The sequence below is a fragment of the Zooshikella harenae genome, assembly GCF_018837975.1.
GTDB lineage: Bacteria > Pseudomonadota > Gammaproteobacteria > Pseudomonadales > Zooshikellaceae > Zooshikella > Zooshikella harenae.
In genome coordinates this window covers 1-2,584 of sequence record NZ_JAGSOY010000183.1, presented here as the reverse complement: position 1 = coordinate 2,584, position 2,584 = coordinate 1, and the positions used below count along the sequence as shown (strand labels likewise).

Annotated in this window: 1 protein-coding gene; it reads left to right on the top strand. The window is 50.2% G+C overall.

What is annotated here, in order from left to right; all coding sequences use genetic code 11:
* Window positions 1-2,584: condensation domain-containing protein (locus KCG35_RS24530; protein ID WP_215822485.1), on the top strand; the 2,584-nt coding region annotated here is incomplete at both ends.

The following is a 2,584-nucleotide window of genomic DNA, read 5'->3' as shown; positions in this document are numbered from 1 at the left end:
TACCTCGGGCTCTACGGGTAAGCCCAAAGGAGTGATGATTGAGCATCAGGCATTGGTCAGCCATATCCAAAGTATTATCCAGGCTTATGGCATCAGTGCTGAAGACTGCGTATTGCAATTCTCCAACATTGGCTTTGATGCAGCAGTGGAGCAGGTGTTTGAAGCCCTAACCAGCGGAGCCTGTTTGTATATTCGTCCTGCGGAGTTGTGGACCTCGGCAGAGTTTGTCAGCTGGTTGCAAGCCAACCCTATCACCATTACTGAATTCCCCCCCTTGTATGCCAAGGCCTTGTTAGAGCCTGTGCTCATGGATACCACCTTTTGGCAAGCGACCTCACTGAGCCGATTAGTGGTCAGTGGTGATGTATTACCGCCCGACTTTGCCGAAGGTTGGCTGACGGGACCTGCCCAGCAGCATTGTCAGTTAATCAATAACTATGGACCCACAGAAACCACCATTTCCTCCACCCTGTACTGGTTAGGTGCTGGAAGCACGGATCAACCCGTAAGTGGTGGGGGCAGTGTGCCGATTGGTAGCGCTACCTTAGACACAGAAGTGTATGTCGTAGATAGCCAGCAACAGTTAGTACCTGTGGGTGTGCCCGGTGAGTTACTGATTGGTGGGATTGGCTTAGCACGAGGTTATCTGAATCGTCCTGAGCTGACCGCGGAGAAGTTTATTGCACATCCATTCAGTGCGGATGCTGGGGCACGAGTGTATCGCACCGGTGATTTAGTGCGCTGGCTCGCCAATGGTGAGTTGGAATTCTTTGGACGACTGGATACCCAAGTCAAGCTGAGAGGCTTCCGTATTGAGTTGGGTGAGATTGAAACCGCGTTACGTCAGCAGGACACAGTGCATGATGCAGTAGTGCTGGTACGGGAAGATGAGCCTGGCGATAAACAGCTAGTAGCTTATGTGGTGCCAACGAATGCGGAGGTGGCTAGTACAGATCAAACCGTATTGATTGAACCATTAAGTCAGGTGCTTCAAGAGCAGTTGCCGGACTTTATGATCCCAGCCGCTTGGGTGGTGTTGGCCGCATTCCCGGCGAATGCGAACGGTAAGCTGGATCGCAAGGCATTACCGGTGCCTGAATATAACGCGGGTGATGACTATGTGGCACCCACCACAGAAACTGAGGCACAGCTGGCGTTGATTTGGCAGGAGGTGTTGGAACTCAACAACCCCGTCAGTGTTCATGCAAACTTCTTTAAACTGGGTGGACACTCGTTATTAGCTGTTCGATTGGTCGCGAAGATAAGAGAGCAGTTTGGTGCAGAGCTGTCCATTAAACAGGTCTTTATAAGTGCAACATTAGCCAGTATGGCAAAAGAAATTGCCAGTTTGGCAGGTGATCAGGCACTTGCTATTAAGCCAGCAGACCGCTCAGACTCTTTACCATTGTTCTTTCCATTATCTTTTGCTCAGCAACGGCTTTGGTTCCTGCAACAACTGGAAGGCGGAGCCTCATATAACATGCCTGGGGTGTTTAAACTGACAGGCGATTTAAATAAGCAAGCACTATCACAGGCATTGTCAACAATCGTGACGCGCCATGAAGTGCTAAGAACTTGTTATATTGAAAAAAATGGTCAGAGTTATCAGCTAATTCAAGCGGCTCCCAGTGTATTACCGCTAGCCACTGTAGACCTAAAAGCAATGACGGCTACTCAGCGTGAATCACAGTTAAATGCACTGATGAACGCTGAAGCGGAAACACCCTTTGATCTTAGCCATGACCTGATGTTGCGTTGTCAGCTGGTTGAATTAACAGACAGTGAGCATGTCCTGCTGCTGACCATGCACCATATTGCCTCCGATGGCTGGTCTACAGATTTACTGTTCAATGAGTTAACAACTCTGTATCAGGCGTATTGCCAAGGTCTGTCGAATCCATTGCCTTCATTGGCTATTCAGTATGCCGATTATGCGGTTTGGCAGCGGAACTGGTTGCAAGGTGAGGTATTACAGAAGCAGCTGCAGTACTGGCAAATGCAGTTGATGGATATTCCTGATGTACACAGTCTGCCACTGGATATGCCTCGTCCCAAAGAACAAAGCTATACCGGGGAGGTGTATCAGCAAGCGGTGCCTGCCAAGTTAGCGATAGCCTTTAGGGATTTCTGCCAAGCGCAGGGCGTGACCCTGTTTATGGGACTACAAGCTGCCTTTGCCTTGCTGCTCAGTCGCTACAGTGGGGAAACCGATATCGTGCTGGGTACCCCAGTGGCGAATCGGGAACAGCTGGAGATAGAAGCGCTTATCGGTTTCTTTGTGAATACTCTGGTGTTGCGCACCGACCTGTCTGGTAACCCCTCATTCACTGAACTATTGGCGCGTTGCCGAGAAACAGCGCTGGATGCTTATGCACACCAGCAAGTACCGTTTGAACAGTTGGTGGAGGTCCTGCAGCCGAATCGTCACTTAAGTCATCATCCGTTGTTCCAGGTCATGCTGGCGGTACAGACCCAAGATGTTACTCAGCAACAGCTGGGGGATTTAGTGATTGAAGCGCTGGCGGAAACCAGCCCCACCGCTAAGTTTGATCTGACCTTAAATGTGCTGGATAACCAGGCCGAC